The sequence below is a fragment of the Streptomyces sp. R-07 genome, assembly GCF_049913175.1.
Lineage (GTDB): Bacteria > Actinomycetota > Actinomycetes > Streptomycetales > Streptomycetaceae > Streptomyces.
Genome location: NZ_CP183978.1, coordinates 3,812,212 through 3,835,943 on the forward strand (window position 1 = coordinate 3,812,212; position 23,732 = coordinate 3,835,943).

Consider the following 23,732-nt stretch of genomic DNA (forward strand, 5'->3'; position numbering starts at 1 on the left):
CGGCACCCCTAGCGCCGGGTGCCCGCCCAGGCGGCGGCCTCCTCCGGGGTCGCCGCCACCGGGACGCCCGTCGGGACCGGTGGGCGGCGGACCACGACGACCGGGAGTCCCGCCTCGCGGGCCGCCGTCAGTTTCGGGGACGTCGCCGCGCCGCCGCTGTCCTTCGTCACCAGGACGTCGATCCGGTGGCGGGCCAGGATCTCCCGCTCGCCGTCCAGGGTGAACGGGCCCCGGTCGAGGAGGATCTCCGTGCGGGCCGGCATCGGGGCGTCCGGGGCGTCCACCGAGCGGACCAGGAACCACTGGGGGCAGGCCGCGAACGCGGCGAGTCCCATGCGGCCGGTCGTCAGGAAGACGCGGTCGCCGAGGCCGTCCAGGGCCCGGGCCGCCTCCTCCAGGGACGCCACCTCACGCCAGTCGTCGCCCTCCCCCGGGACCCAGCCGGGACGCCGCAGCGCCAGCAGGGGAACATGGGCGGTGGCGGCCGCCCGGGCCGCGTTGAAGCTGATCCGCTCGGCGAAGGGATGGGTGGCGTCGATGACCGCGTCCACGGCGTTCCCCGCCATCCACTCCACCAGGCCGTCGACGCCCCCGAACCCGCCGATCCGGACCTCCCCCGCCGGCAGCCGGGGGCTCGCCACCCGGCCCGCGAGGGAGCTGGTGACCCGGACCTCGCCGTGCAGCAGTCCTGCGAGGGCGCGGGCCTCGGTGGTCCCGCCGAGAATGAGTACGTGCACAGGAGCCTCTTCGTGACTACAGGCGGCGGGCGTGAGGCCCAACTCAAGCACACCGGCCTGCGCCCGGGCTGGACGACCGGTGCCTGCGCGACGGCGGCCACGACCGCCGCGTACACCGCGCTGCTGACCGGCGATTTCCCGGACCCCGTGACGATCACGCTCCCGAAGGGCCAGACCCCGTCCTTCGCGCTGACCGCCGAGTCCCTCACGGGCGGCTCCGCCATGGCCGCCGTCGTCAAGGACGCCGGCGACGACCCCGACGTCACCCACGGGGCCGTGATCCGCTCGACCGTACGGCTCCTGCCGCCCGGCTCCGGCGTCGTCTTCCGCGCCGGCGACGGGGTCGGCACCGTCACCCTGCCCGGCCTCCCCCTGGACGTCGGCGAACCCGCGATCAACCCCGTGCCCCGGCAGCTCATGCGCGAGCACGTCGCCGCCGTCGCCGCCGCGCACGGCGCCCCCGGGGACGTCGAGATCACCGTCTCCGTCGACAACGGCGCCGAGATCGCCCGCTCCACCTGGAACCCCCGCATCGGCATCCTCGGCGGCCTGTCGATCCTCGGCACGACCGGCGTCGTCGTCCCGTACTCCTGCTCGGCCTGGATCGACTCCATCCGCCGGGGCGTGGACGTGGCCCGCGCGGGCGGCCTCACCCACGTCGCCGGCTGCACCGGCTCCACCTCCGAGCGCACGATCGCGGGCATCTACGACCTGCCGGAGATCGCGCTCCTCGACATGGGCGACTTCGCGGGCGCCGTCCTCAAGTACATCCGCCGCCACCCCGTCGACCGGCTCACGATCTGCGGCGGCTTCGCCAAGCTCTCCAAGCTGGCCGCGGGACACCTGGACCTCCACTCGGCCCGCTCCCAGGTCGACAAGGGCTTCCTCGCCGAGCTGGCCCGCGCGGGCGGCGCCTCGGAGTCCCTGGCCGCCGAGATCGCCGACGCCAACACGGGCCTCGCCGCCCTCCGCCTCTGCGAGGCCGCGGGCGTCCCCCTGGGCGACCTGGTCGCCGCCCGCGCCCGCGACGAGTCCCTGTCCGTGCTGCGGGGCGCCCCGGTCGCGGTGGACGTGATCTGCATCGACCGCGCGGGGGTCGTGGTGGGGCGGTCGGCGGTGGCGGGGCCGTAGGCGGCGCGACAGCGGGTGGACGCGACGGTGATGTCGGTCCTCGCACCGGAGTGGGCGGCGGGCGGCCGTCAGGCCGTCGGGTAACCGATCTCCGCGATGTCCTCCGCCAGGTCGGCGAGGTCCATCTCCGGGTCGAGGGCAGCCACGACCTCCCGTGTCAGCGGCTGCAGGGCCAGGACGTGACGTACGGCCGCGATGTCCACCGGGCGCTCGTAGTAGTCGGACGCCCATGCCGCGTACGCCTCCGCCGAGCGGTCCGTGAGCAGGTGCAGGAGGCGGCCGGAGCCGTCCGGGTCCTCGTGGCCGTCCAGGTCCGGGAACGCGACCGGTCCCGTCCGCCAGGCCGTGTCCGTCGCCTCGCGCCACAGGCAGGCGGTGGTCACGTGCACCCCGTCCTCGTCCGTGAACGCGGGCTCCGTCAGGTACTCCTGGAAGGCTTCCGGGACCCCGTCGAGCACTCCGGGCCAGGTCTGCCCGTCCGCGAGGGGCCCGTAGGGGCTCAGCGGCGACTCGTGGTCGAAGACGCGCGCGTACGCCCCCGCCGGGGACAGGACGATCGTGTACTCACCGCCCTGGCCGTCCCGCATCGACGCCAGCTGCTCGGTCTCCGACCAGTGCGCGTCGAAGGAGTAGTACCGGCCCTCCCACGCCGGGCTCAGGACGGCGTCCAGCATCGCGAGCCCCCGGGAGTGGTCGCGCAGTTCCTCGATGCCCGGCAGCGCCCGGGCCACGTCATAGACGGTCACGGGCCCATTCAAGCCCCTGGCACCGACATGCGGCCTCGCGGCCCCGAATCTAGGCTGGCCACGGCAGCATCCCCGAGCGAGAGGGAGTCCCATGGCGAAGCGTGGCAACAAGAAGCGGGCACGCAAGAAGAAGAAGGCGAACCACGGCAAGCGGCCGAACGCCTGACGTACACGCGGCGGGGCCCCGGGGATCGGACTTCCCGGGGCCCCGCCGCATGCCGGTGCGGCTCAGCAGCTGTGACGGTCCCGGGCCGGGTCGTACAGGTGGCTGTCGCGGAACTCCGAGGCCGCCAGCGTGCGGCCGACCAGGATGACGGCGGTCTTCGTGATGCCGGCCGTCTTCACCTGCTCCGCGATGTCCTCCAGGGTGCCGCGCAGGACCACCTCGTCCGGACGGCTGGCCATCGCCACCACGGCGGCCGGGCAGTCCAGGCCGTAGTGGGGGACGAGTTCGGAGACGATCCGGTCGACGTAACGGGCTCCGAGGTGGAGGACGAGCAGCGCGCCGCTGCGGCCGAGGGTGGCGAGGTCCTCGCCCTCCGGCATCGGGGTGGCCTGCTGGGCGATGCGCGTGAGGATGACCGTCTGGCCGACCGTCGGGACGGTCAGCTCCCGCTTGAGCGCGGCGGCGGCGGCCGCGAAGGCCGGGACGCCGGGCACGACCTCGTACGGGATGCCGGCCGCGTCGAGGCGGCGCATCTGCTCGGCGACGGCGCTGAAGACCGAGGGGTCGCCGGAGTGCAGCCGGGCCACGTCCTGGCCGGCCTCGTGGGCCGTGACGATCTCGGCGACGATCTGGTCCAGGTCGAGCTGCGCCGTGTCGACGAGCTTCGCGTCCGGCGGGCATTCGGCGAGCAGCTCGGTGGGGACGAGGGAGCCGGCGTAGAGGCAGACCCCGCACTTGGCGAGGGTCCGCGCGCCGCGCACGGTGATCAGGTCGGCCGCGCCGGGGCCCGCGCCGATGAAGTAGACGGTCATTCCTCTGTACAACCCTTCGTTACGGACCACTGGGTGACGGGCATGGCCTGGCGCCAGCCGGTGAAGCCGCCGACGGGGACGGCGGTGGAGACGGCGAGCCGGACGAGTTCGCCGCCGTGGCGGCGGTAGCGGTCGGCGAGCAGCGCCTCGGATTCCAGCGTCACGGTGTTGGCGACGAGCCGGCCGCCGGGCGGCAGGGCCTCCCAGCAGGTGTCGAGGAGGCCGGGGGCGGTGAGGCCGCCGCCGATGAAGATCGCGTCGGGGGCCGGGAGGCCGGTGAGCGAGGCGGGGGCGGGGCCGGTGACGACGCGCAGGCCCGGTACGCCGAGGGTGTCGGCGTTGCGGGTGATGCGGGCGGCCCGCTCGGGGGACTTCTCGACGGCGATGGCCCGGCAGGAGCGGTGGGTCCGCATCCATTCGACGCCGATGGAGCCGGAGCCGCCGCCGACGTCCCAGAGGAGTTCGCCGGGGGCGGGGGCGAGGGCGGCGAGGGTGGCGGCGCGGACGTACCGCTTGGTGAGCTGGCCGTCGTGTTCGTACGCCTCGTCGGGGAGTCCGGGCGTGGCGCCGAGCCGGAGGGTGTCCGCGTCGCGCACGCAGTCGAGGGCGAGGACGTTGAGGGGGTCGGTCCGCTCGTGCGGCCAGTCGGCGGCGGTCCCGTCGAGGATCCGCTCGGCGGGGCCGCCGAGCTGTTCGAGGACGCGGACCCGGGTGCCGCCCCAGCCGGTGGCGCGCAGCAGCCCGGCGACCTGCGCGGCCGTGTCGGGGCCTTCGCTGAGCGCGAGGAGGCGGCGGCCGTCGTGGAGGGCGGCGGAGAGCGCGGCGAGCGGCCGGGCGACGAGGGAGACGGTCTCGACGGTCTCCAGGGGCCAGCCGAGCCGGGCGCAGGCGTACGAGACGGAGGACGGGTGCGGGTGGACGTCGAGGGTGACGGGGCGGTCGGAACCGGCGGTCTCCGCGAGGGTGCGGGCGATGCCGTAGAAGCTCGGGTCTCCGCTGGCGAGGACGGCGATCGCGCGGCCCTCGTGGGCGGCGAGCAGTCCGGGGACGGCGGGGCGGAGGGGGGAGGGCCAGGGGATCCGCTCGCCGGGGCAGTCGGCGGGGGGCAGCAGGTCGAGCTGGCGGGGGGCGCCGAGCAGGACCTCGGCGGCGCGCAGGACGCGGCGGGAGGTCTCGGGGAGTCCGTCCCAGCCGTCCGCGCCGATCCCGACGACCGACACCACCGATATCGCAGCGTTCACGTCGGGGACTCTACGTGAGGGGCGCAGGTGGGCGGCACGTGGCGGCCCTCACTTCTGGGCGTTCTGCCCGACGTAGAAGAGGAGCCAGACGAAGCCGGCGAAGGCGTGCGTCGCGAAGACGTACACGAAGACGCGGAGCATGACGCCCCGTTCCTTCCAGCGTTCGTTGTCGTGGGTCTTCTCGGTCATGCGGTCCAGGGTACGGGGGCCGGAATAGGGGAGGGGGTCGCGTCGTTCGAGGTATTAGTTTAAGCTTCAACCACTAGCAGGAACCGCGAGAGGTGAGCACGATGCAGTTCGGGATCTTCACCGTCGGCGACGTGACGACCGACCCCACCACCGGCCGCACCCCCACCGAGCACGAGCGCATCAAGAACACCGTCGCGATCGCGCTCAAGGCCGAGGAGGTCGGGCTGGACGTCTTCGCGACCGGCGAGCACCACAACCCGCCGTTCGTCCCGTCCTCCCCCACCACGCTCCTCGGGCACATAGCCGCCCGCACGGAGAACCTGATCCTGTCCACGTCCACGACCCTCATCACCACCAACGACCCGGTGAAGATCGCCGAGGACTACGCGACCCTCCAGCACCTCGCCGACGGCCGCGTGGACCTGATGATGGGCCGCGGCAACACCGGCCCGGTCTACCCGTGGTTCGGCCAGGACATCCGCCAGGGCATCCCGCTCGCCATCGAGAACTACGCGCTCCTCCACAGGCTGTGGAGGGAGGACGTGGTCGACTGGGAGGGCAAGTTCCGCAGCGCCCTCCAGGGCTTCACATCCACCCCGCGCCCGCTCGACGGCGTCCCGCCGTTCGTCTGGCACGGCTCCATCCGCTCCCCGGAGATCGCCGAGCAGGCCGCGTACTACGGCGACGGCTTCTTCGCGAACCACATCTTCTGGCCCAAGCAGCACACCGAGAAGATGGTCCGCCTCTACCGGCAGCGGTACGCGCACTACGGCCACGGCACGGAGGAGCAGGCCATCGTCGGCCTCGGCGGCCAGGTCTTCCTGCGGAAGAACTCGCAGGACGCGGTACGGGACTTCCGCCCGTACTTCGACAACGCGCCGGTCTACGGCCACGGCCCCTCCCTGGAGGAGTTCTCCCGCGAGACCCCGCTGACCGTCGGCTCCCCGCAGGAGGTCATCGAACGCACCCTGTCCTTCCGCGAGTACGTGGGCGACTACCAGCGCCAGCTGTTCCTGGTCGACCACGCCGGACTGCCCCTCAAGACGGTCCTGGAGCAGCTCGACCTGCTCGGCGAGGAGGTCGTCCCGGTGCTGCGCAAGGAGTTCGCGAACCTGCGGCCCGCCGGCGTACCGGAGACCGCCCCGCTCCACCCCGCCGTCGTCTCGAACGCCTCGAAGGAGGTCTGACGCCATGCAGACGCTGAAGCTCGTCGCCGTGTCCGCCGGACTCAGCGCGCCGTCCTCCACCCGGCTGCTCGCCGACCGGCTGCTCCAGGCGGCCCGGTACCGGCTCGCCGAGCAGGAGTACGCCGTCGACGTCGAGGTCGTCGAACTGCGCGACCTGGCCGTCGACATCGCGAAGAACTTCGTCACCGGCTTCCCGTCGGGCGCGCTCCAGGAGGCGATCGACAAGGTCACGGGCGCGGACGGCGTCATCGCGGTGACGCCGGTCTTCACGGCCTCGTACAGCGGACTGTTCAAGTCGTTCTTCGACCTGATCGACCCGGCGGCGCTGACCGGCACCCCCGTGCTCCTCGGGGCCACCGGCGGCACGGCCCGCCACTCGCTGGTCCTGGACCACGCCCTGCGGCCGCTCTTCGCCTACCTGCGGGCCCTCACCGTCCCCACCGCGGTGTACGCGGCCTCCGAGGACTGGGGCTCGGGCGGCGACGCGTTCACGGACGGGCTGCCGGCCCGGATCACCCGGGCGGGCAACGAGTTCGCGGACACGGTCGCGGCGCGGCCGGCCCGGCGGGCGGACGAGGAGGAGATCGTCCCGTTCGAGAAGCAGCTGGCGGACCTGCGCCTGGACTGACCGGGTTGCCAGGCCGGCCGCCATGCGGCGCACCGTCGCCCGGCGCATGATGCCCCCATGGACATCAAGCTCGAACTGATCGGCGTCCCCGTCACCGACATCGACCGGGCCAAGGCCTTCTACGAGCGGGTCGGCTTCCACGCCGACCACGACGTGACCGTCAGCGACGAGATCCGCTTCGTCCAGATGACCCCGCCCGGCTCGGCCTGCTCGATCGCCTTCGGCAAGGGCATCACGCAGATGGCCCCGGGCTCCCTGGACAACATGCAGGTGGTCGTCGCCGACATCGAGAAGGCGCACGCGGATCTGACGGCTCGGGGGATCGGGGTCAGCGAGATCGACGACCGGCCGTGGGGCTCCTTCGTCTACTTCACGGACCCGGACGGCAACCGCTGGTCGGTCCAACAGACGACCCCCCGCACTACGCCCTAGCCGAGCCGCCGGGTCCGGAGCTCCCCCCTCGTACGCGGTCGCCCCCGCGTGCGGGCCCGCGGGGCGGTACCCGCGCCCGTGCGGGGCCGCGCTCACCGCCCGTGTGGGCAATCGTCCCGCTGGGGCGGGACGGGTGGGCACACGGGACGGCGCCCTTGCGGGCGCCTCCGCCTTCCGTGCCTGGACCCGCACCACGCTGGTTGCCGTACCTGCGGTGCGGGTTCAGGCGCTGGAGCCTCTGGCGCCGGCTAGGGCGCCGTCCGTTGTGCCCACCCGTTCCGCCCCAGCGGAGCAACTGCCCACAACGCGGGGGGCGGGGGCGACGCCCGCGACGGGGCGCCCTAGCCGGCGGGGGTCACCACGGGGCCGGGTGGCCCGTCGCGTCCTCGTGTGTGTAGAAGAGGTAGAACGCGGCACCGCCGGAGACCCCGCCCACGATGAGCCCGAGCAGCGTCGACGAGTAGATGCTCGCGCCGGAGAGGCTGTACAGGAAACCGATCGCGATGCCGGCGTAGGCGCCCCAGGCGGCGGCCCGGGCCTCGCGGGGCAGGGCGTGGCCGTAGCGCCGGAGGCCGTACATCCCGACGGCGACGACGACGGCCGAGATGATGCCCAGCCAGAGCTGTCCCCAGCTGAGCGCGCCACCGTCACGGACGATCACCGGCGCGTACAGCCCGTACAGGACACCGATCGTTGCCGGGAGTGCCCAGCCGTGCGTGCTGAATGGGCGCCGGACGGGCACCGCTGCGTGTGCGGCCATGGCAGGAGCTCCTTCGTGTCCGACCCCCCTGGTTCCCGCACCCTCCAGGGCACACCCGCGCCCGGCCGCCCGCAAGTGGATCAGCTGGTCACGGCCCCTCGGCCGCCACCGCCGCGAGCCGGTTCAGCGCCTCGTCCAGTACCGCCACCGGCGGTGACGCGAGGCCGAGCCTGATGGCGTCGGGGGCCGTGCCGCGGCCCACCGCGAAGGCGCTGCCGGGGGTGACCGCCACGCCGGCGCGTGCGGCGGCGGCCGCCGTGAAGGTCTCGGCGCGCCAGGGCGCGGGCAGTTCCCACCAGCAGTAGTAGGCGTGCGGGGAGGTCCGGAGCGTGTGTCCGGCGAGCCGTCGCAGGAGCAGGGCGTGCCGGACCCCGGTGTCGGCGCGCTTGGCGGCGACGGCCTCGGCGACGGTGCCGTCCCCGGTCCAGCGGGTGGAGGCCGCGAGGGCGAGCCCGCCGGCCGTCCAGGCCCCGGAGCGCAGGGCGTCGGCCGCGGCCGTACGGAGCCGGGCGGGCGCCACGAGGTAGCCGACGGTCAGGCCGGGGGCGAGCCGCTTGGAGAGGCTGTCGACGAGGAGGACGCGTTCGGGGGCGTGCGCGGCGAGCGGCGCGGGCGCGTCGGGGACGAGGAACGCCCAGGTGGTGTCCTCGACGGCGGTCAGGTCGAGCCGGCGGAGCAGCTCGGCGAGTGCGGCCCGCCGCCCCTCCCCGGCGGTCACGGACAGCGGGTTGTGGAGGGTGGGCTGGAGGTAGACGGCGGCCAGCGGCGCCGCCCGGTGGGCGGCCTCCAGGGCCTCGGGCCGTACCCCTTCCTCGTCCAGGGCGAGCGGCACCAGCCGGATGCCGAGCCGTTCCGCGACGGCTTTGACCAGGGGGTACGTGAGCGCTTCGACGCCGAGCCGGCCGCCGGGCGGGACGAGGGCGGAGAGTGCGGCGGCGATGGCCTGCCGGGCGTTCCCGGCGAAGAGGACGCCGTCGGGGTCGGGGGCCCAGCCGGGCCGGGCGAGTACGGCCGCCGCGGCTTCCCGGGCCTCCGGGGTGCCGCCGGCGGCGGCCGGGCGGGAGACGGCCTCGGTGAGGACGTCGGGCCGGGCGAGGGCGGCGAGCGCGCGGGCCATCAGCTCCGACTGGCCGTCCGCCGCCGGGTAGTTGAGTTGGAGGTCGACGGGCGCGGCGCCGGTCGCCTCGGCGAGCGCGGGCCCGGGCAGCGGGGGTGCGGCGCGGACGAAGGTGCCGCGTCCGACCTCGCCGACGACCAGGCCGCGGCGGGCCAGCTCCCCGTACACCCGGATCGCCGTCGAGTTCGCGATCCCGTGGCGGCGGGCGAAGACCCGCTGCGGCGGCAGCCGGTCGCCGGGGCGGAGCCGCCCGTCCCGTACGGCCGCCTCGACGCGGTCCGCGATCCGGCGGTACTCCTCCATGGCGACCACTCCCCGACCACTCCCCCCCATTGCACCGAGAGCAAAGATCTTATTGCACCGAGCGATTGCGGCTGCCTAGCCTGCCGTCATGCCCGTCGCCGAAACCCTCGCCACCCACACCTTCTACGAGGACCGGGGCACCGGACCCGCACTCCTCCTCGTCCACGGCCACCCCTTCGACCACACCATGTGGCAGCCGCAGATCGACCGCTTCTCCCGCACCCACCGCGTCATCGCCCCCGACCTGCGGGGCTACGGCGCCACGCCCCTGGGGCCATCGACCGGACAGACCGGTCTCGGTGACTTCGCCGAGGATCTCGCCGGCCTCCTCGACGCGCTCGGGATCGAGGACTGCGTCCTCGCCGGGCTCTCCATGGGCGGCCAGATCGCCATGGAGTTCCACCGCCGCCACCCCGGGCGGGTCAGGGGCCTGGTCCTCGCCGACACGTTCCCCGCCGCCGAGACCGAGGACGGCAGGAAGGCCCGGAACGCCATGGCCGACCGGCTCCTGCTGGAGGGCATGCGCGGGTACGCCGACGAGGTGCTGGACCGGATGGTCGCCCCGTACAACACGCACGCCGCGCCGCACGTCCACCGCATGATGTACGCCACCGACCCGGCCGCCGCGGCCGCCGCCCTGCGCGGCCGGGCCGAGCGCCCCGACTACCGGGAGTCGCTCACGACCGTCGCGGTCCCCGCGCTCGTGGTCGTCGGCCGGGACGACACGTACACCCCGGTGGCGGACGCGGAGGAGATGCACGCGCTGCTGCCCCACTCCACGCTCGCCGTGATCGAGCGGGCCGCGCACCTGCCGAACCTGGAGCGGCCCGAGGAGTTCGACGCGGCTCTCGACGCCTTCCTTCGTTCACTCGTTCGGCTCAGTTGAAAGTTCGGAATCGTACAAACGCTCCGACGATGGGGCCATGAGCCAGAACACCGCACCCCGCGAAACCAGCAGTTCCTCCTCCGCTGCCTGGGCGTCCGGCGGAAGCCTCTTCGCCGGCGTCCTCATGCTGGTCACCGGCTTCATGGACGTCTTCCAGGGCATCGCAGGCATCGCCGAGGACGACGTCTACACCCGCGTCGGCGACTACGTCTTCAAGTTCGACCTCACCACCTGGGGCTGGATCCACCTGATCCTCGGCGTCATCGTCGCCATCGCCGGCTTCGGCATCCTCAAGGGCGCCGAGTGGGGCCGGGTCGCCGGCATCTGCCTGGCCAGCCTCAACATCCTCTTCCAGTTCCTCTTCCTGCCCTACCAGCCCTGGTGGGCGCTCTTCTCCATGGCCGTCTCGATCTTCGTGATCTGGGCGCTGGCCACGGACGAGGCGCACAGCCCGGGCGAGAGGCACTGACCGCCCATGCGACGCACCGCGGGAACCGCGCTCGCCTCCACCGCCGTCACCGCCGCCACCCTCCTCGCCCTCACCGGCTGCGACGCCGCCAAGGACAAGGCGGGCGAGATCATCTCCACCGCCACCGCGGCCGTCGCCTCGGCCGCCCAGGAGAAGATGAACGAGGTCAAGGACGGCGTGAACGCCGGCGGCGACGTCAGCGCCGGAGCCACCAGCACCGACGGCGACCGCACGGTCGCCACGATCACCGCGACCAACCCCAAGGACAAGACCGCCGACTACACGATCCTGGTCGACTTCCGTGACGCGGACGGCAATCTGCTCGACGCCGTCGTCCTCGACATCGACGGCGTCGAACCCGGGAAGTCCAAGACCGGTACGGCACGCAGCAACCGGACCCTCTCGGGCGAACCGAACGCGGAGATCGCGCAGGCGCTGCGGCACTGAGCCGCGTGAAACGCCCAGCCGGTGACGAGCACCCGCACCGGGCCGGCGGCCCCCGAGCCGCCGCCCCTCCGGCCCAGGCGCCGCATCGCCGCCTGGGCCGGAGGGCTGCTCCTGGCCGTCCCCGCCCTCGTCACCGGCTGCCGCCTCCTCGACACCGACGCCGTCACACCCGTCCCCCAGCTCCTCTCCTGTCTCCCCTGGCTCACCGTCCCCGCCGGACTCGCGGTGCTGCTCACCGCCTTCGCCCGCCGCCGCGCCCCGACCTCCCTCGCCGTCGTCGTCCTCGCCGCCACCGCCTGGACGCTCCTGCCGTACGGGCCGGACGCCACCACCGCGCACGGGCCGGTCGTCGCCCGGCTCCGCGTCCTCTCCTCCAACGTCGAGTTCGGCGAGGCCACCGACGCCCTGATCGCCACGATCCGGCGCGAACGCCCCCAGCTCGTGTACGTCTCCGAGTGCGGCCCCGCCTGCGGGCGCGCCGTCACCGGCGCCTTCGCCGCCGAACTCCCGCACCACGCCTCCGTCGACGCGGACGGCTCCGCCGGCTCCGTCCTCCTCAGCGCCTACCCGCTGCGCGACGAGGCCTCCGTCCCGGCGGCCATGGGCATGCCCGGCGCCACCGCCGAGATCGGCGGCCGCTCCGTCCGCGTCCAGCTCGCCCACCCGCTGCCGCCGCTCCCGCGCCAGGTGGACCTGTGGAAACGGGAACTCGGCCGGGTACGGGACACCGCCGCCCGGTACGCCACCGGGCCGCAGCTCGTCGCCGGGGACTTCAACGCCTCCCAGGACCACGCCGCCCTCCGCGCCGTCCTCGACGCGGGCCGGCTCCACGACGCCGCCCGCCTCGCCGGCGCCGCCCGCACCCCCACCTGGCCCGAGGAAGGCCCCCTGCCGCCGTACGTCCAGATCGACCACGTGCTGGTCAGCGACGACTTCACCGTCCGCGCCGTCCGCTTCCCCGCCCTCGCCGGCACCGACCACCGGGCCGTCCTCGCCGACCTCGACCTGCACACCGGGCGCTGATCGGCCACGCTGGAAGGCATGGACAACGACGAGATCCTGGACGACATCGGCGCCCTCGTCGAGGAGGAACGCTCCCTGCGGCAGCGCACCGGCGGCCTCCTGCCCGAGGAACGCGCCCGCCTCGCCGACCTCGAGGTCCGGCTCGACCAGTGCTGGGACCTGCTGCGGCAGCGGCGCGCGAAGACCGAATTCGGCGAGGACCCGGACACGGCGACCCTCCGCCCACCCTCCGAGGTCGAGTCCTACCGCAACTGACCCCGGGCCACCGAGCCCGCCGCGTGTGCGGCGCCCGCTAGACGGCCACCCCATCGCCCACCGCCCGTGTGGGCAATCGCCCCGCTGGGGCGATGGGGGTCCCCCCTGCCCCAGCGGAACAACTGCCCACAACGGGGGTGGCGGGGCGAGGCCCCGCCCCCGCGTGAGGGCCGGCAAGCGCAGCGCCCGGCGTACGTTGGGCGCATGTCTCGACCCGCTCGGACCGCCCGCGTCACCCCGCCCGCCTGGCTCACCGCCGGCCTGAAGCCGGCCCCCGCGCCGATCCCCTGGGCCGCCGTCCTCCGCGCCTCGGTCGCGATGTCCGTGCCGGTCGCCGTCGGGATGGCCGTCGGGCAGCCGGCGTACGGGGCCCTCGTGTCCATGGGTGCGCTCTCGGGCGTCATCGGCGACACCGCCGACGCCTACCGGATGCGGGTCTACAACATCGCGGTGCCGCAGCTGTTCGGCGCCCTCGGCGTCACCCTCGGGACCCTCGTCTTCGGTCAGGGCTGGCTCGCCGTCGCCGTCCTGACGCTCGTCGCGATGGTCTCCGGGATGATCTCCTCGATCGGCGCGGTCGCCTCCGTCTCGGGACTGCTCCTGCTCCTCAACGCCGTGGTCGGCGCGGGCCTGCCGATGCCGGACCCGTGGTGGAAGGCCCCCGTCCTGCTCACGCTCGGCGGGCTGTTCGTCCTGGTCCTGACCCTCCTCGGCTGGCCGATGCGCCGCGCCGCCCCCGAGCGGGAGGCCGTGGCCGCCACCTACCGGACCGTCGCCGAGCTGTACGAGGCCACCGGCACCGACGCGTACGACGAGAAGAGGCAGGCCGTCACCGCCTCCCTGAACCAGTCGTACGACCTGGTCCTCGCCCGCCGGGCCCGCCAGCACGGCCGCGCCTCCTCCCTGGTGCGGATCCTCGCCCAGCTGAACGTCGTGATCCCGCTCGTGGAGGCCGCGCCCGCCGCCCAGCTGCGGGCCCGGCTGGTCGGCCCGCTGTCGCCCGCGATCCCCGCGGCCGTACGGGAGCTCGCGGACGCCGTCGAGGAGGGCCGCACCGGCACCCCCGCCCTGGACGACCTGCCGACGCCCGAGCGGCCCGCCGAGAAGGCCGTGGACCACGCCCTGCGGCACGCGGCGGCCGTCGTCCTCAAGGCCGATCCCGACCCGTACAACGTCGACGACCGGCTGGGGCGGCCCGCCGCGCTCCGCGTCCGGGCCCGCCGGGCGGCCCGCGCGGTCCTGCTCTCCGAGGCGTCCTGGCGGTACGGCCTCCGGCTGGCGCTCTGCATCGGTCTCGCGCAGGCCCTGGTGTCGCTGATCGCCGTGCCCCGCTCGTACTGGGTCGCGCTGACCGTCACCTTCGTCATGAAGCCCGACTTCGGCTCGGTCTTCTCCCGGGCGGTGCTGCGCGCCGCCGGCACCGCGGCCGGGCTCGTCCTGGCCGCGCTCGTCCTCTCCGAGGTCCCTCGCGGCTGGTGGGACGTGCCGGTGATGGTGGTGCTCGCGGCCCTGATCCCGGCGTTCTCCGCGAAGGGGTACGCCTTCCAGACCGCGGCCATCACCCCGGTCATCCTGCTGCTCTCCGACATGCTCAACCACCAGGGCTTCGACCTGGTCCTGCCCCGCCTGTACGACTCGCTGATCGGCTGCGGGATCGCCCTGATCGCCGGATATCTGCTCTGGCCCGAGTCCTGGCACGCCCGGATCGGCGACCGGCTCGCGGACGCGGTCGCCGACACCGCCGCGTACGTGGGGCGGGCGTTCGGCGGGGACGGCGACCACGGCGGCAGGCTGCGGGCCCGCCGGAAGCTCTACCGGGACCTGTCGACGGTCCGCTCCGAGTTCCAGCGGGCCCTGACCGAACCGCCGCCGACGGGCGCCCGCGCCGCCGCCTGGTGGCCGCTGGTCGTGGCCGTGGAGCGGATCGTGGACGCGACGACGGCGGCCCGGATCCGGGTCAACCACGGTGCCGCCGCCCCCGACCCCGCGGAGGTCGCCGCGGTGGAGCGGGAGTTGCGGGACCTCGCGGACGGACTGCGCGGCACCGACACCCTCGTGGAGGTCCGCGCGGAGCTTCCCGGCGACGAGAACGGAGTCCTGGCGCCGCTCCGTCAGGAGGTCAGCGCGGCCCGCGCCATCGCCGGTCCCGACCTGCGGTAAACCTCCCTCCGGGGGCGTACGGGAGGACTTACCGGCGGTCACGGAACGGAACCTTCCCCACCGCCGTTACCGGAAGCCACCCGGGCGACTACGATGCGCTCGATTCACCGTGATCCGCGCCCGCCGCCGTCGGCAACCGGCCCGGCGGACGGACCACTTCGCCCTGCCACCGCCCTGTCCGAGCCCAGCCCCGGCCCACCGTCGACACAAGTCCCGCCCCACCCTCGTCCTGCCTCAGCCCCCCGCGCCCCCGAGGACCCGCCATGCGCACCACCACGAACAGAGGGCTCCAGCCCAACGTCCTCGGTACCTTCGACACGATCGTGATGGCCGTCGCCGGCAGCGCCCCCGCCTATTCGCTGGCCGCGACCACCGCCGTCCTCTTCGGCGCGGTCGGCCTCGCCGGGCCCGCCGCGCTGCTCTACTGCGCGATACCGATGCTCGGCATCGTCCTGGCGTACGCCCGCCTCGGCCGGATCGACGTCAACGCCGGCGCCGGATACTCCTGGGTGGGCCGCACCCTCCACCCCTTCCTCGGCTTCCTCTCCGGCTGGGCACTGGTCTTCGCCGCCACCGTGTTCATGGTGGCCGGTTCGCTGCCCGCCGGCTCCCTCACACTCTCCCTGATCGACCCGGACCTCGCCGAGAACACCCCGCTCGCGGCGGCCGTCGGCGCCGGCTGGTTCCTGATGATGCTGCTCGTGGTCCTGGGCGGCGCCCGGCTCACCGTACGGGCGCAACTCGTGATGTCCGGCGCCGAGATGCTGATCCTGCTCGCCTTCGTCCTCGCCGCCGTCGCGCACCGGGGCCGGGCCACCGCCTTCGACTGGTCCTGGTTCTCCCTCGGCCACTTCCACGGGGCCGACACCTTCGCCGCCGGGGCGCTGATCGCCGCGTTCTACTACTGGGGCTGGGACGTCACCAGCAACCTCAGCGAGGAGACCCGGAACAGCCGCCGCACCGCCGGACTCGCCGCGCTCGTCGGCGTCGGCTTCGTCTTCCTCCTCTTCGAGGCCTTCACCGTCGCCGTCAACGTCCTGTTGAGCGCCGAGGAGATCCGCACCGCGGGACCCAACGTCCTCGCCGTCCTCGGCCAGGAGATCTGGCCCGGCGTCGGCGGCAAGCTCCTCGTCGTCGCCGTCCTGCTGTCGACCGTCGCCACCCTGGAGACCACGCTCCTCCAGGTCACCCGCTCGCTCTTCGCGATGGGCCGCGACCGGACCCTGCCCGCCGCGCTCGGCCTGGTGCACCGCCGCTGGAACACCCCGTGGGTCGCGATCGCCGCCGTCGGCGGCGCCGCCCTCCTGATGTTCTGCGCGGCCGCGGCCGCCGGCTCCGTGCAGCAGATCCTCAGCGACGCGGTCTCCGCGATCGGCCTCCAGATCGCCTTCTACTACGGCCTCGCGGGCATCGCCGCCGTCGTCGCGTACAAGGCGGTCCTGTTCCGCTCCGTACGGAACTTCGTCCTCGGTGGCCTCTGGCCGCTGTTCGGCTCCGCGTTCATGCTGTGGGCCTTCGCCGAATCGCTCGGACAACTCTCCACGACCGCGCTCACCATCGGCCTCGGCGGCCTGCTCCTCGGCGTAGTCCCGCTGCTCGTGTACTGGCGCAAGGGCAGCGACTACTACCGCCCGGCCCGGCTCGACGCCGTCCGCGCGCTGGCGGCGGCGGAAGGCTCGGGCCCGGCCACGCGCCCGCGTACGGGAGCCCGCGACAAGAACTACGCGACGGACTTCTGACCGCACCCGCACATAAGCAGCGACCTCTGACCGCACCCGTACGAATACAGCGACTTCTGACGGCAGCCGAACCCGAAGGAGGCCCCCGATGGCCGTACGCCGCCGCTCCGCGCGCCCGGCGCGTCCGGAGCGCTTCGCGCCCGACTTCGACCCGGACTTCGGGGACCGGGCGCTGACCGAGGCGCGCCACGACATCGTCATCGGCCGCTGGCAGGGCGTACGGGACCTGCTCGCCGCCACCGGTACGGACTGGGCGCGCCGCACCCACCGGCTGCGGCTCCTCTCGCACGCCGCCGCGGGCAGCTCGACCGTCGAGACCTGGCGGGCCGCCGAGCCCGGCAGCCCCGACGCCGCCGTGATGCGGGCCGCGACCGAGGTGGTACGGGTCTTCGACGCGGCGATCGCGGCCGGCCGGGGCGCCTCCCTCGACCGGGGCCGGATCGACGCGGCCGTCGACGCCTGCCGGGGCGCGGCCGAGGCGGCACCGGCCGACCCGATGCCGTGGGTGTCGCTGCTCTCGGTGGCCCGGTTGTACGAGGGCGGGGTGCCGCGCCGCGAACTGCGGCACTGGTTCGACGAGTTGCGGCGCCGCGACCCGTACAACACCGAGGGCCACATCCAGGTGCTGCGGTACTGGTCGGCGCGGTGGCACGGCACGCACGGCAGCATGTACGACTTCGCCCGCGACGCGGCGGGAGTGGCGCCGCCCGGCTCGCCGCTGCCGGTCCTCGTGCAGGTCGCGCGGGTGGAGGAGTACCGGTACATCGCGGACGGGGCGCTCGGCCGGGGCCCGGTGCGGGGCTTCGACCAGCACTGGAAGCACGAGCTTGCGGTGACGGAGCTGCGCCGGACGCACGCGCGCTGGATCGGCGGCCGGGACCCGGAGCGCCCGGTGGCACCGGAGGAGGTCGCGGACCTCAACTTCCTCGCACACGCCGCCTGTTACGCGGGGCAGGTGGAGATCGCGCGGGAGCTGATGGGGATGCTGGGGACGCGGGCGGCGTGGGTGCCGTGGGCGTACACGGGCGACCCGGAGGAGCAGTTCACGAGGTTCAGGGAGGGCCTGGGGGTGGAGTGAGCCGCTCCACCCCCAGGAGGCATCACACGCCGATGTCGCGGCCGTCCTTGCGCCAGACGGAGACGACCGACGGGCGGACGATCTTCCCGGGACCGTCGGGCCAGACCGAGGCGGGCTTCTCGACGGAGGCGCCGTCGATCTCGCCCGGGTGCTGCACGGCGACCAGGACGCGGCGGTCCTGGACGAGCGGGCCGCAGGTCTCGGCGCCGGTGGGCACGGTCAGGAACTGCTTGAGCTCACCGCGCCGCTCGCCGCGCGTGGCGACGCCGAACAGGCCGTCGTGCGAGCCGAGCTGGTTGCCGTCGGTGGAGATCCACAGGTTGCCGTGCGGGTCGAAGGCGACGTTGTCCGGGCAGGAGATCGGGGAGACCTTGTCCTTGGGGAAGCCGGCGAAGTAGGTGGCCGGGTCGTTCGGGTCGCCGGCGACGAGGAACAGCCGCCAGGCGAAGCCGTCGGAGGACGGGTCGTCCCAGTGCTCGGAGAGCTCCAGGATGTGGCCGTGCTTGTTGACGTTGCGCGGGTTGGCCTCGTCGGCGGGGGCGTTGCCCGCGGTGCCGCGCTTGGAGTTGTTGGTGAGCGCGACGTAGACGCGGCCGCTGCGCGGCGAGGGCTCGACGTCCTCGGGGCGGTCCATCTTGGTGGCGCCGACCTTGTCACCGGCGAGGCGGGAGAAGACGTACACCTCTTCGGCGGTCATGCCGGGCACGTGCGAGACGGCGCCGTCGGGACCGGCTGTGGCGAGCGGGATCCAGACGCCGGATCCGTCGAACTCACCGTCGGTCGGGAGCTTGCCGGTGCCGTCGATCTCCGCGGCGGGCGAGTCACCGGTGAACTTGGCGACGTAGAGGGTGCCCTCGTCGAGGAGGGTGAGGTTGTGCTCGTGGGCGGCGCGGGAGGACCCCTTCTTCATCCGCTTCGAGGAGACGAACTTGTAGAGGTAGTCGAACCGCTCGTCGTCACCCATGTAGACGACCGGACGGCCGTCCTCGGTGAGCCGGGGCTGCGCGGCCTCGTGCTTGAAGCGGCCGAGGGCGGTGCGCTTGCGGGGCGTGGACTCGGGGTCGTACGGGTCGAGCTCGACGACCCAGCCGAAGCGGTGCGATTCGTTCGGCTCCTGCTTGAGGTCGAAGCGCTTGTCGAACCGCTCCCACTTGCGCTCGGTGGCGCCGGTGCCGATGCCGTACCGCTTGTCGGTGGCGGAGGAGCCGTTCGCGAAGTACTGGTTGAAGTTCTCCTCGCCGTGGAGCGTGGTGCCCCAGGGGGTGGTGCCGCCGGAGCAGTTGTTGAGCGTGCCGAGGACGGTACGGCCCTCCGGGTCGGCGGAGGTCCTGACGAGGTCGCCGCCCGCGACGGGCCCGGTGAGCTCGAACTCGCTGGTCGCGGTCAGGCGCCGGTTGAGCCGGTGCCGGGTGACGGCGGTCAGCTTGCCGGTGCGGTGCTCCTCCTGGACCACGACGACACCGAGGCCGTGGGCGGCCCAGGCGATCTCGACCTGCTCGCGGGTCGGGTTCTCGGGGTCGTAGCCCCGGAACATCAGCACCTCGTCGGTGTACTCGTGATTGGCGACGAGGACCTGGCGGTGCGGCTCGTGGCGCAGCGGCAGGAAGGAGAGGAAGTCGTTGTTGTAACCGAACTGGCCGGCCTGGGCGGCGGCGGTCTGGTTCTCGGAGTCGAAGGCGGGCGCGCCGCGGAGGATGGGCTCGCCCCAGCGGATGACCACGTTCTGCTCGTACCCGGCGGGGACGGTGACCCGGTCGTCGGTGTTGGGCGCGACGGGCGCGAAGCGCAGGCCGCGGGCGCCGTCGGTGGGCTGCGGCTTCTGCGGGCTCGCCTCGGCCGCGGGGGCGTTCCCGAGGGTGACAGCCCCGCCGACGGCGGAGGCGACGGTCACGACGGCGGCGGCACGGAGGGCGGAACGGCGCGAGAGGGCACCGGCGATGACGTCGCCGACGTACGCGTTGTCGCTGGTGTTGGGCACCTCGTGGAAGCAGGCGTCACCACAGCGGAACCGGCAGGTGAGAGCGGAACGGCCGCCTCCGTGGGGGTTCGTGCTCAGCAGCGGCAGCAGTTTGCGCACTTCGTCCTCCTCCGGCGCACGTTGCGCCGCCATGGTTGTCGGATTGCTTCGGCTTCACTCGGCGGCGACGCTATGTGCGCTCATCTGCACAGGGACGGCGCCGGAGTGAACGCCGGATGAATGCACGACAACCGGAGGCGACCGGGTCACCGGAGGGGGAGGGGGTGGCCGCTAACCTTACGTGTCCGCCCTGGCCAGGGATGAACGTCCCGAAACGCCCAGTACGGACATTCACACTGCACCCCCACTCATGCGAAAGGGTTCGCCCATGGGTATTCGGAGCATGCTGCGCAAGGTGTTCGGCCGGGACCGCGAGGAATCCCCGGCAACCTCCGTCCCGTCCCAGACGCGTGAGACCGCCACCTTGGAGGCGCCGAGCGCGACGGGTGCGGAGGGTGCCACGGACACGTCGACCGCCTCGGACACCGGGGCCGCGTCGGCCACGTCGACCGCCTCGGAGACCCGGGCGGCGTCGGCCACGTCCACCGCCACGGACACCCGGGCGGCGTCGGCCACGTCGACCGCCACGGACACCCGGACCGCGTCGGCCGCTCCGGAGCCGACGGAGGCGGCGGCGCGCCGCGCGGCGGACGACCTGGTGGCGGCGTCCTTCGACAACCCGCAGATCCCGAAGGCCCGGGAGGGCGACGGCGGGGAGCCGGGTACGGGCACGTCCGAGCCCGCGGCTTCCGAGCCGGAGGGTGCGGCTGGTGCGGACGCGGCGGCGGTCGCCGGGGTCGCGGGAGCGACGGTTCCGGCGCAGTCGGCGTCCGAGGCCGAGCCTGCGGCGGAGTCGGACGACGTCGAGGTGACGGCGGAGACGGCGACGGCGACGGACGAGGCTGCGACGGACGAGGCCGCGGCACCCGCTGCCGAGGAGTCGGCCGACGCCGACGTGGCGACGGACGAGGCTTCGGCCGTCGCTGAGGAGACCCCTTCCGCTGCGGCGGGACCGGAGGCGGACGTCGCCGACGAGCCCCAGGCCGAAGGCGTCGCCGCGGACGCGGAGGCGTCCGAAGCCGCTGCGGAGGAGCAGGAGCTCGTGGAGGCCGCCACCTCCGCCTCCGAGGTAGCCACCCCGGCGGAGCCGGAGGCGGACGCGTCCGCCGAACCGCAGGCCGAGGCCGCCGACGCGCCGGAGACGCCCGTCTCCGCGGACGCGTCCGACGTCGCTCCGGAGGAGCCGGAGGCGGACGCTGCGGACGAGCCGCAGGCCGAGACCGTCGCCGCAGACGCGGACGCGCAAACGGACACGGACACGGACGCGACCGAAGTCGCTGCCGAGCAGCAGGACGAGGCGGAGGAGCCGGAAGCGGACGCCGCCGAGGAGCCCCAGGCCGAGGCCACCGCCCCGGCGGAGCCGGTCGCCGTCGCGGCGGACGCCCAGGCCGACGAGGCCGACCGCGCCCCCGAGCCGGACGCGCAGGCCGACGAGGCCCAGGACAGCCAGGCCCAGGACAGCTCGGCCGAGGCCGCCCCCGCGCTGGCCCTCGCCGCCGTGAAGGCCGCCGCCCCGCACCTCGCCGACGCCTACAAGGCCGCCGGGGCTCAGCTCAAGAAGCAGGAGCTCACGGGCGCGCGGGCCGCCGTGTACCTCGTCGTCGACCGGTCCGGTTCGATGCGCGGGTACTTCAAGGACGGCTCCGTGCAGCGGCTCGCCGAGCAGGTCACGGCGCTCGCGGCGCACCTCGACGAGGACGCCACCGTCACGACCGTGTTCTTCTCGACGGACATCGACGGGACCGCGGAGCTGACCCCGGCCACGACCACCCCGACCCGCATCGAGGAGATCAACGGCACCCTCGGTCGCCTGGGCCGTACGAACTACCACCGCGCCGTGGAGGAGGTCCTGGCCCACCACGAGAAGGCGGACCCGGCCCGCCCGGCCCTGGTGGTGTTCCAGACGGACGGTGCCCCGGAGTCGAAGACGGCCGCGACGCAGGCGCTGGCCGAGGCCGCCGACCGTCCGCTGCACTGGCGGTTCGTGGCCTGGGGCGAGGAGGACAACAAGGCCTTCGACTACCTCCGGAAGCTCGACGGCACCCCCCGTACGGCGACGTACTTCGCGGGCGTGACGCCGGTCGAGACGGCGCACGCGGCCTTCTACCGGGGTCTCCTGGCCGGCCTGGAGCTCTAGGGGCAGGCGGCGGTGGCGGTGACCGGCAGGGTCACCGTCACCGCCAGCCCGCCGCCCTCGGCCGCGCCCCGCGCGACGGCCCGTACCCCGCCGCCGTGTGCGGCGGCGATCGACCGCACGATGGAGAGCCCGAGCCCGGCGCCGGGCCCCATCCGGTCCCGTCCTTCCCCCCGCCGGAAGGGTTCGAAGAGCCCGTCGAGGCCCGCCTCCGGGACCACGGGCCCGGTGTTGACGACGGTCAGGACGCCGGCCTCGACCCGTACGTCCACCTCACCCCCCGGCACGTTGTACGCGACCGCGTTCGCGACGAGGTTGCGTACGAGCTGGCCGAGCAGCACCCGGCTCCCCCGTACGACACCGCCGTCGCCCACCACGCACGCGTGCGCGTACTCCTCCTCGACGACCTCCCCGAGCAGCACGTCCTCCCGTTCGGCGAGCCCGCGCTCGCTCCGCGCGAGGAGCAGCAGCCCGTCGATGAGGCGTTCGCTGCGCCGGTTGGCGTCGAGGAGGACCTGCCGGACGTCGCAGTCGTCGTCGAGCCCGATCTGGATCGCGGCGCGCTGGGTGGCGAGCGGGGTGCGCAGTTCGTGGGAGGCGTTGGCGATGAACCGGCGCTGGCTGTCGAAGGCGGTCTCCAGGCGTCCGAGGAGCGCGTCGATCGTGTCGCCGAGTTCCTTGAGCTCGTCGTCGGGCCCGCGCACGCCGAGCCTCCCCCAGACTCCGTCCTGGGGGACCCCCACGTCGAGGTTCCGCTCGGAGAGCCGCCGGGCCCGCGCTGTCATCTCGTGGACGGGCCGCAGGACCCGCCCGGCGGTCCACCAGCCGACGACGACGGCGCCACAGGCCATGACGAGCAGGCCGAGGCAGGACCACATGAGCATCTGCTCGCCGGCGGCCCGGCTGATGTCGTCGCCGAGCTGGTACGCCTCGACGAAGGCGACGTCGTCCGCGCGGGCCACGATCGCGTCCGCGTCGGCGTCCGTACCGGCTCTGACCAGCAGGTTCACCAGGAGCAGCAGGACGGCGCCGAGGACCAGGAAGACGCCGCCGTAGACGAGCGCGATGCGGGTACGGATGGTGGACCCGGCCCCGAGGAGCCCCTGGCGGCTCACAGGACGTACCCGACGCCCTGCACGGTCCGGATGAGCCCCGGCTCCCCGAGCTTCGCCCTCAGCTTGCTCATGCAGACCCGTACGGCTCCGGTGAAGGGGTCGGCGTGGGCGTCCCAGGCGCGTTCGAGGAGCTCCTCGGCGGAGACGGCGGCGCCGTCGGCCTCCAGGAGGATCTGGAGGACGGAGAACTCCTTGGGGGAGAGGTCGAGGTCCCGCCCTTCGCGGGCGGCGGTCCGCCGGACGGTGTCCATGACGAGGCCGTCGCGCTCCAGGAGCGGGGGCAGGGCGGGCCGGGCGGCACGGCGCCGCAGGGCGCGGACGCGGGAGACGAGCTCGGGGAAGTCGAAGGGCTTGCCGAGGTAGTCGTCGGCGCCGAGGTCGAGGCCTTCGACGCGGTCCTCGACGGCGGAGGAGGCGGTCAGCATGAGGATGCGGGTGGGGGACCCGGCGGCGACGAGCCGGCGGGCGACGTCGTCGCCGTGGACGCGGGGCAGGTCGCGGTCGAGGACGAGCACGTCGTAGGGACTGCCCACGAGCGGTCCGAAGCCGGAGCCGTACGGACCGACGGCGAGCGGACCGGAACCGGAGCCGGAGCCGTACGGACCGACGGCGAGCGGACCGGAACCGGAGCCGGCGCCGGAGCCGTACGAGCTCGCCCCGAGCGGGCCGGGGCCGACCCCGTACGAGGGAAGCCCGAGTGCCTCCAGGGCGTCGTCCCCGCCGTGGACGGTGTCGACGGCGAAGCCGGCCCGTCGCAGGCCGGTGGCGAGGAGTGCGGCGAGGTCCCGCTCGTCCTCGGCTACGAGTACACGCATGCGGTCCATCCTCCCCAGCCCGGGCACGCCGCCCACGGCCGCCCCCTGGCCCCCGCCCCCTGCCGCCCCGGCATATCGATGTGAG

24 protein-coding genes are annotated in these 23,732 nt (G+C 74.0%); 14 read left to right on the forward strand and 10 right to left on the reverse strand.

The features are described 5' to 3' along the window. Positions 1 to 8 precede the first annotated feature (8 nt). A complete protein-coding gene (locus ACN9M0_RS17350; protein WP_366037360.1) occupies positions 9 to 737 on the reverse strand; it encodes a cobalt-precorrin-6A reductase in 729 nt (242 codons plus the stop codon). Positions 738 to 749: 12 nt separating this feature from the next. On the opposite strand from ACN9M0_RS17350, the gene ACN9M0_RS17355 reads away from it, so the two are divergent. Continuing rightward, complete coding sequence (locus ACN9M0_RS17355; RefSeq protein ID WP_366037359.1) at positions 750 to 1,868, forward strand: cobalt-precorrin-5B (C(1))-methyltransferase; 1,119 nt, start codon at positions 750 to 752, stop codon at positions 1,866 to 1,868. Positions 1,869 to 1,936: 68 nt separating this feature from the next. Here the strand turns inward: ACN9M0_RS17355 and ACN9M0_RS17360 are convergent, their stop codons facing one another. Then, a complete protein-coding gene (locus ACN9M0_RS17360; RefSeq protein ID WP_366037358.1) occupies positions 1,937 to 2,614 on the reverse strand; it encodes a hypothetical protein in 678 nt (225 codons plus the stop codon). A 91-nt stretch (positions 2,615 to 2,705) separates the two neighbouring features. Here ACN9M0_RS17360 and ACN9M0_RS17365 point away from each other — a divergent pair, with 91 nt between their 5' ends. Beyond that, positions 2,706 to 2,780, forward strand: a complete 75-nt coding sequence (locus ACN9M0_RS17365) for a 50S ribosomal protein bL37 (protein WP_099895366.1) — start codon at positions 2,706 to 2,708, stop codon at positions 2,778 to 2,780. A 62-nt stretch (positions 2,781 to 2,842) separates the two neighbouring features. Here the strand turns inward: ACN9M0_RS17365 and cobM are convergent, their stop codons facing one another. The 3 genes from cobM to ACN9M0_RS17380 are packed head-to-tail and all read right to left on the reverse strand — an operon-like array spanning position 2,843 to position 5,022. After that, positions 2,843 to 3,592, reverse strand: coding sequence for a precorrin-4 C(11)-methyltransferase (gene cobM, locus ACN9M0_RS17370; RefSeq protein ID WP_366037357.1), 750 nt, complete (start codon positions 3,590 to 3,592; stop codon positions 2,843 to 2,845). Beyond that, positions 3,589 to 4,833 (reverse strand): precorrin-6y C5,15-methyltransferase (decarboxylating) subunit CbiE, encoded by a 1,245-nt coding sequence (gene cbiE, locus ACN9M0_RS17375; RefSeq protein ID WP_426403859.1) that lies wholly within the window; start codon positions 4,831 to 4,833, stop codon positions 3,589 to 3,591. The genes cobM and cbiE overlap by 4 nt, the downstream gene beginning before the upstream one ends. A 48-nt stretch (positions 4,834 to 4,881) precedes the next feature. After that, entirely contained in the window at positions 4,882 to 5,022 is a 141-nt protein-coding gene (locus ACN9M0_RS17380; protein ID WP_351176821.1) for a DUF6126 family protein, read from the reverse strand. A gap of 101 nt (positions 5,023 to 5,123) precedes the next feature. On the opposite strand from ACN9M0_RS17380, the gene ACN9M0_RS17385 reads away from it, so the two are divergent. The 3 genes from ACN9M0_RS17385 to ACN9M0_RS17395 are packed head-to-tail and all read left to right on the forward strand — an operon-like array spanning position 5,124 to position 7,269. Next, on the forward strand, positions 5,124 to 6,209 hold the full coding sequence (locus tag ACN9M0_RS17385; RefSeq protein WP_366037433.1) for an LLM class flavin-dependent oxidoreductase: 1,086 nt from the start codon (positions 5,124 to 5,126) through the stop codon (positions 6,207 to 6,209). A 4-nt stretch (positions 6,210 to 6,213) separates the two neighbouring features. Next, complete coding sequence (locus tag ACN9M0_RS17390; protein ID WP_366037355.1) at positions 6,214 to 6,837, forward strand: FMN reductase; 624 nt, start codon at positions 6,214 to 6,216, stop codon at positions 6,835 to 6,837. Between the two features lie 57 nt (positions 6,838 to 6,894). Further along, the gene (locus tag ACN9M0_RS17395) at positions 6,895 to 7,269 is read left to right on the forward strand and encodes a VOC family protein (RefSeq protein ID WP_366037354.1); all 375 of its coding nucleotides are present in this window, start codon (positions 6,895 to 6,897) and stop codon (positions 7,267 to 7,269) included. Positions 7,270 to 7,624: 355 nt separating this feature from the next. Here the strand turns inward: ACN9M0_RS17395 and ACN9M0_RS17400 are convergent, their stop codons facing one another. Together ACN9M0_RS17400 and ACN9M0_RS17405 are read right to left on the reverse strand one after the other, a co-directional pair. Next, entirely contained in the window at positions 7,625 to 8,029 is a 405-nt protein-coding gene (locus ACN9M0_RS17400) for a hypothetical protein (RefSeq protein ID WP_366037353.1), read from the reverse strand. An 88-nt stretch (positions 8,030 to 8,117) separates the two neighbouring features. Further along, entirely contained in the window at positions 8,118 to 9,449 is a 1,332-nt protein-coding gene (locus tag ACN9M0_RS17405; RefSeq protein WP_426403860.1) for a PLP-dependent aminotransferase family protein, read from the reverse strand. Between the two features lie 88 nt (positions 9,450 to 9,537). Between ACN9M0_RS17405 and ACN9M0_RS17410 the strand changes: the two genes are divergently transcribed. The 8 genes from ACN9M0_RS17410 (at position 9,538) to ACN9M0_RS17445 (ending at position 17,506) form a co-directional block, all read left to right on the forward strand. After that, positions 9,538 to 10,335, forward strand: a complete 798-nt coding sequence (locus tag ACN9M0_RS17410) for an alpha/beta fold hydrolase (protein WP_426403861.1) — start codon at positions 9,538 to 9,540, stop codon at positions 10,333 to 10,335. 37 nt (positions 10,336 to 10,372) lie between these two features. Beyond that, on the forward strand, positions 10,373 to 10,804 hold the full coding sequence (locus ACN9M0_RS17415) for a DUF7144 family membrane protein (RefSeq protein ID WP_366037350.1): 432 nt from the start codon (positions 10,373 to 10,375) through the stop codon (positions 10,802 to 10,804). Between the two features lie 6 nt (positions 10,805 to 10,810). Then, positions 10,811 to 11,251: a hypothetical protein gene (locus tag ACN9M0_RS17420; protein WP_366037348.1), complete on the forward strand. Its 441-nt coding sequence runs from the start codon at positions 10,811 to 10,813 to the stop codon at positions 11,249 to 11,251. A gap of 21 nt (positions 11,252 to 11,272) precedes the next feature. After that, the gene (locus tag ACN9M0_RS17425) at positions 11,273 to 12,274 is read left to right on the forward strand and encodes an endonuclease/exonuclease/phosphatase family protein (RefSeq protein ID WP_366037347.1); all 1,002 of its coding nucleotides are present in this window, start codon (positions 11,273 to 11,275) and stop codon (positions 12,272 to 12,274) included. 18 nt (positions 12,275 to 12,292) lie between these two features. Next, complete coding sequence (locus ACN9M0_RS17430) at positions 12,293 to 12,529, forward strand: DUF2630 family protein (RefSeq protein WP_366037346.1); 237 nt, start codon at positions 12,293 to 12,295, stop codon at positions 12,527 to 12,529. Positions 12,530 to 12,733: 204 nt separating this feature from the next. Then, complete coding sequence (locus ACN9M0_RS17435; protein ID WP_426403862.1) at positions 12,734 to 14,689, forward strand: FUSC family protein; 1,956 nt, start codon at positions 12,734 to 12,736, stop codon at positions 14,687 to 14,689. 263 nt (positions 14,690 to 14,952) lie between these two features. Next, on the forward strand, positions 14,953 to 16,428 hold the full coding sequence (locus ACN9M0_RS17440) for an APC family permease (RefSeq protein WP_366037344.1): 1,476 nt from the start codon (positions 14,953 to 14,955) through the stop codon (positions 16,426 to 16,428). Between the two features lie 88 nt (positions 16,429 to 16,516). Beyond that, positions 16,517 to 17,506, forward strand: a complete 990-nt coding sequence (locus ACN9M0_RS17445) for a hypothetical protein (RefSeq protein WP_426403863.1) — start codon at positions 16,517 to 16,519, stop codon at positions 17,504 to 17,506. Positions 17,507 to 17,528: 22 nt separating this feature from the next. On the opposite strand, the gene ACN9M0_RS17450 is transcribed toward ACN9M0_RS17445, so the two are convergent. Further along, positions 17,529 to 19,583 (reverse strand): PhoX family protein, encoded by a 2,055-nt coding sequence (locus ACN9M0_RS17450; protein WP_426403864.1) that lies wholly within the window; start codon positions 19,581 to 19,583, stop codon positions 17,529 to 17,531. 268 nt (positions 19,584 to 19,851) lie between these two features. Between ACN9M0_RS17450 and ACN9M0_RS17455 the strand changes: the two genes are divergently transcribed. Beyond that, positions 19,852 to 21,720: a VWA domain-containing protein gene (locus tag ACN9M0_RS17455; RefSeq protein WP_426403865.1), complete on the forward strand. Its 1,869-nt coding sequence runs from the start codon at positions 19,852 to 19,854 to the stop codon at positions 21,718 to 21,720. Here ACN9M0_RS17455 and ACN9M0_RS17460 read toward each other — a convergent pair. Further along, positions 21,717 to 22,832, reverse strand: a complete 1,116-nt coding sequence (locus ACN9M0_RS17460; protein ID WP_426403866.1) for a HAMP domain-containing sensor histidine kinase — start codon at positions 22,830 to 22,832, stop codon at positions 21,717 to 21,719. The two genes, ACN9M0_RS17455 and ACN9M0_RS17460, sit on opposite strands and share 4 nt — an antisense overlap. After that, entirely contained in the window at positions 22,829 to 23,647 is an 819-nt protein-coding gene (locus tag ACN9M0_RS17465; protein ID WP_426403867.1) for a response regulator transcription factor, read from the reverse strand. Before ACN9M0_RS17465 ends, ACN9M0_RS17460 begins: the two co-directional genes overlap by 4 nt. Positions 23,648 to 23,732 lie beyond the last annotated feature (85 nt).